Annotated in this window: 2 protein-coding genes; both read left to right on the forward strand. The window is 75.8% G+C overall.

Features of this window, described 5'->3' with window-relative positions:
* Window positions 1-3,096: SDR family NAD(P)-dependent oxidoreductase (locus ABZ793_RS34470; RefSeq protein ID WP_357465158.1), on the forward strand; the 3,096-nt coding region annotated here is incomplete at its 5' end.
* On the forward strand, window positions 3,093-5,557 hold a 2,465-nt coding region (locus tag ABZ793_RS34475), incomplete at its 3' end, for a type I polyketide synthase (protein ID WP_357465160.1). The genes ABZ793_RS34470 and ABZ793_RS34475, both read left to right, overlap by 4 nt.

A 5,557-nucleotide genomic window follows, 5' to 3' on the forward strand; every position in this document is an offset into this window, starting at 1 on the left:
TGTGGGCACCTCGACGCGCTGCTGCCGCAGCCGCTTCGTGACGTGCTGTTCGCTCCCGACGGCTCGGCCGACGCGGGGCTGCTGGACCAGACCGTCTTCACGCAGGCCGGGCTGTTCGCCGTCGAGGTGGCGCTGTTCCGCCTGGTGGAGTCGTTCGGCGTGGTGCCGGACTTCGTGGGTGGCCACTCGGTCGGGGAGATCACGGCCGCGTACGTGGCCGGGGTGCTGTCTCTTGGGGATGCGTGTGCGCTGGTCGCCGCCCGGGGTCGGTTGATGCAGGCGTTGCCGGCCGGTGGCGGGATGCTGGCGGTGAACGCGGCCGAGGTCGAGGTGCTGGCCACGCTGGACGGGTTGGCCGACCGGGTGGGGATCGCCGCCGTGAACGGCCCGACGTCCGTGGTGGTGTCCGGGGCGGTCGACGCGCTCGACGAGGTGGAGCAGGTCTGGCAGGCGCGTGGCGTCCGGACGCGCCGGTTGACCGTGAGTCACGCGTTCCACAGTCCGCTGATGGAGCCGATGCTGGCCGAGTTCCGGTCCGTCCTGGAGGGTCTCGCCTTCCGGCCGCCGCTGCTGCCGGTCGTGTCGAACCTGACCGGGGCGCTCGCTGACGGCGACGAGATCCGCAACGCCGACTACTGGGTGCGGCACGTCCGGGAGGCCGTCCGGTACGCCGACGGCGTCACCACGCTGCGCAAGGCCGGGGTGGACACGTTCCTGGAGATCGGCCCGCAGAGCGTACTCACCGCCATGGTCGCCGACGTGCTGCCCGACGAGGCGGGCGTGCTGTCCGTCGCCGTCCAGCGTCGGGACCGGCCCGAGACCCACGCGCTGCTGGCCGCCCTCGGCGAACTGCACGTCCACGGCGAGCCGGTGACCTGGCGGACCTGGTTCGCCGACTCCGGCGCCCGCCGCGTCGACCTGCCGACGTACGCGTTCCAGCACCAGCGGTTCTGGCCGGAAGCCGCGCCGCGCCAGCAGGCCACCCCGGACACGGGCGGCGACGCCGAGTTCTGGGCCGCCGTCGAGAGCGGCGACCTCGCCGCCCTCGCCGGCCAGCTCGGCGACGACGCCGCGGTGGAGGCGCTGACCCCGGCCCTGCCCGTCCTGTCCACCTGGCGCCGCGCCCGCACCCGCGACGCGGCGGTGAACGGGTGGTCGTACCAGGTGGGGTGGCGGCGGATCGACCTGGCCGACTCCCCGGCGGCGGTCGGGACCTGGCTGCTGGTCGAGCCCGCCGGCGAGCCGTCGGCCGACCGGATCGCCGCCGCGCTCACCGCGTCCGGCGGGGACGTGCGTCGGGTGACCGTCGACCCGGCCACCGTCACCCGCGCCGGCCTCGCCGAGCTGCTGGGCGGCGCGCCGGCCGACGGGCCGGTCGGCGTGGTCTTGCTGCTCGGCCTGCGCGACGAGCCGCACCCGGACCACCCGTCCGTGCCGGTCGGTACGGCGGCCACCCTGCTGCTGCTCCAGGCGCTGCACGACGCCGGGGCGACCGCCCCGCTGTGGTGCGTGACCCGGGGCGCGGTCGACGCGGGCGACGGCGAACCCGTCCGCAGCGCCGGCCAGGGCGGCCTGTGGGGCCTGGGCCGGGTGGCCGGCCTCGAACTGTCGCAGTCCCGGGTGGGTCTGCTGGACCTGCCCGAGCGGGACGTCGACCCGGCCCGGCTCGTGGCGGCGCTCGTCGCCGCCGGCGACGAGGACCAGCTCGCGGTGCGGCCCACCGGCGTGTACGCCCGGCGGCTGACCCGGGCCACGCCCGCCGACGCGGCGGCGGCCGAGCGGTGGCGGCCCTCCGGCACCGTGCTGGTCACCGGCGGCACGGGCGCACTGGGCGCGCACGTGGCCCGCTGGGCGGCCGGCAACGGCGCCGAGCATCTGGTGCTGACCAGCCGGCGCGGCGACGCCGCCCCCGGCGCGACGGAGCTGCGCGACGAGCTGACCGCCCTCGGCGTACGGGTGACGGTGGCGGCGTGCGACGTGGCCGACCGGGACGCCGTGGCCGGGCTGCTGGCCCGGCTGGACGACGACCCGGCGCCGCTGACCGCGGTGGTGCACGCTGCCGGCCTGAACGACGTCGTCCCGCTCGTCGACACCGACCTGGCCCGGCTCGCCGCCGTCATGGGCGGCAAGATCGCCGGGGCGGCGCACCTGGACGAGTTGCTCGGCGACCGGCCGCTGGACGCGTTCGTGCTGTTCGCCTCGATCGCCGGGGTGTGGGGCAGCGGCGGGCAGGCCGGCTACGCGGCCGGCAACGCCTACCTCGACGCGCTCGCCGAGCGGCGGCGCGCCCGGGGCCTCGCCGCCACCTCCGTGGCGTGGGGGCCGTGGGCCGACGGCGGGATGGCCACCGACGAGGCCCAGCGGGAGCTGGCCCGGCGCGGGCTGCGCGCCATGCCCCCGGCCGACGCGGTCCACGCCCTGCGGGTCGCCGTCGGGCGCGGACGCGCCTGCCTCACCGTCGCCGACGTGGACTGGGCGACGTTCGGCCCCGCGTACGCCTCGACCCGGCCGCGACCGCTGCTGGCCGACCTGCCCGAGGCGCGGCCGGCCGACCGGCCCGCCGAGGACGAGCCGGGCGACGGCGGGCAGCCGCTGCGCGAGCAACTGCTCGCCCTGCCCGGGGACGAGCAGGACAAGCTCCTCACCGACCTGGTCCGCACCCACGCCGCGGCCGTCCTCGGCCACCCCGGCCCGGAGCGGGTCAAGCCGCGGCGCGCGTTCAAGGAACTCGGGTTCGACTCGCTGACCGCGGTCGAGCTGCGCAACCGGCTCACCCGGGCCACCGGCCTGTCCCTGCCCACCACGTTGGTCTTCGACTACCCCGACCCGGCCGCCGTGGCCGGCCACCTGCTCACCGCGCTGGTCCCCGAGGCCGGGCGGCAGGAGGCGGCCGACCCGGCCGAGGTGGCGGTGCGCCAGGCCCTGGCCACCATCCCGCTGGCCCGCATCCGCGAGGCCGGACTGCTGGACCTGCTACTCAAGCTCACCGACGGCGACGACGCCGAGCAGGCCCCGACCGACGAGGACGGCGACTCCATCGACGAGATGGACGCCGACGCCCTCATCCGGCTGGCGCTCGACGGCTCCGAGTCCTGACCCTTGTCCCACGTACGGAGTACATGATGTCCACGTCTGCAGATAAGGTCGTCGAGGCGCTTCGGGCTTCGCTCAAGGAGACCAGCCGGCTCAAGCAGCTCAACCAGCAGCTGACCGCGGCGGCCCGGGAGCCGATCGCCATCGTCGCCATGTCCTGCCGCTACCCGGGCGGGGTGTCCAGCCCCGACCAGATGTGGGACCTGGTCGCCTCCGGCGGGGACGCCATCGGCGGCTTCCCCACCGACCGGGGCTGGGACCTGGACAACCTGTACGACCCGCAGGCCGACCGGGCCGGCAAGTCCACCACCCAGCAGGGCGGTTTCCTCTACGACGCGGCGGAGTTCGACGCCGACTTCTTCGGAATCTCCCCCCGCGAGGCCCTGGCCATGGACCCGCAGCAGCGGCTGCTGCTGGAGACGTCCTGGGAGGCGTTCGAGTCGGCCGGCATCGCCCCGTCGTCGGTGCGGGGCCAGAAGGTCGGCGCGTTCGTCGGCACCGCCGCCAACGGCTACGGCGTCGGGCAGGACGGCGGCGCGGACGGCGCCGACGAGGGCTACCTGCTGACCGGCACCGTCACCAGCGTCGTCTCCGGGCGGATCGCGTACGCCCTCGGGCTGGAGGGGCCGGCCGTCACCGTCGACACGGCCTGCTCGTCCTCCCTGGTCGCACTGCACCTGGCCTGCCAGGCGCTGCGGGCCGGCGAGTTCGACCTGGCCCTGGCCGGCGGCGTCTGCGTCATGGCCACCCCCAGCCCCTTCGTCGGCTTCTCCCGCCAGCGCGGCCTCGCCTCCGACGGGCGGTGCAAGTCGTTCGCCGCCGCCGCCGACGGCACCGGCTGGGCCGAGGGCGTCGGCCTGCTGCTGGTCGAGCGGCTCTCCGACGCCCAACGCAACGGCCACCGCATCCTCGCCGTCATCCGCGGCAGCGCGATCAACCAGGACGGCGCGTCGAACGGCCTCACCGCCCCGAACGGACCCGCCCAGCAGCGGGTGATCCGGCAGGCGCTCAGCAACGCGCGCCTCACCACCTCCGACGTGGACGCCGTCGAGGCGCACGGCACCGGCACCACCCTCGGCGACCCGATCGAGGCGCAGGCGCTGCTCGCCACGTACGGGCAGGAGCGCGGCGATGGCGAGCCGCTGTGGCTCGGCTCGATCAAGTCGAACATGGGGCACAGCCAGTCGGCCGCCGGTGTCGCGGGTGTCATCAAGATGGTGATGGCCATGCGGCACGGCGTCCTGCCCGCCACGCTGCACGTCGACGAGCCGTCCCCGCACATCGACTGGTCGGCCGGTGCCGTCGAGCTGCTCACCGAGGCCCGGCCCTGGCCGGAGGTGGACCGGCCCCGCCGGGCGGCCGTGTCGTCGTTCGGCATCAGCGGCACCAACGCCCACGTCATCCTCGAACAGGCCGACCCCGCGCCCGCCCCGGCCCCCGTACCGGAGCAGCCCGGCCTGCTCGCCACCCCCGCCACCGTCTGGTCGCTGTCGGCCCGGTCCACGCCCGCCCTGCGGGAGCAGGCGGCCCGGCTCGCCCGGTACGTCCGTGACCACGGCGACGTCGACCCGGCCCGGCTGGCCTGGTCGCTGGCCACCACCCGGTCGGCGTTCGAGCACCGGGCGGCGGTGGTGGCCACCGACCCGGCGCAGTTGCTCGCGGGGCTGGACGCCCTCGCCGCCGGCACCCCCGCCGGCACCGTCGTCACCGGTGAGGCCGGCGAGCCGGGGGAGGGCCCCGTCTGGGTGTTCCCGGGGCAGGGCGCGCAGCACGTGGCGATGGCGGCCGGGCTGATCGGTGCGTGTCCGGTGTTCGACGAGGCCCTCGCCGAGTGTCAGGCGGAGTTCGACCGGTGGCTCGATATCGACATCCGCGCGGTGCTGACGGACACCGACGACTCGTGGTTGGGCCGTTCCGAGGTGGCCCAGCCGGCGTTGTTCGCCGTCGGCGTGGGTCTGGCGCGGCTGTGGCGGCAGGCCGGCATGACCCCGAAGGCGGTGATCGGCCATTCGCAGGGTGAGATCGTGGCCGCCCACGTGGCCGGGGTGCTGTCGTTGGCCGACGCCGTCAAGGTCCTGGCGTTGCGGGTCCGGGCGTTGGCCACCATTGCCGGCACCGGGGCGATGGCGGCGATCGACCTGTCCGCCGCCGAGGTGGAGGCACGGTTGCCCGAGGGCGTGACCGTCTCCGTCATCAACGGCCCCGCTACCACTGCGGTCGCCGGGCCGCCGCAGCCCGTCGCCGACCTGGTGGCGGCGTGCGTCGCCGAGGGTGTGCGGGCCCGGCTCGTGGCCGTTGACTACGCCTCGCACTCCCCGGCGGTGCAGCCGGTCTCCGACCGGGTACGCACCGAACTGGCCGGCCTCGCCCCGAGCGACGGCGACGTCCGGATCATCTCGACGGTCACGGGGACCTGGCTCGACGGTTCCCGTATGGACGCCGACTACTGGGCGGAGAACCTGCG

The organism is Micromonospora sp. NPDC047465 (assembly GCF_040643125.1).
Classification (GTDB): Bacteria; Actinomycetota; Actinomycetes; order Mycobacteriales; family Micromonosporaceae; genus Micromonospora.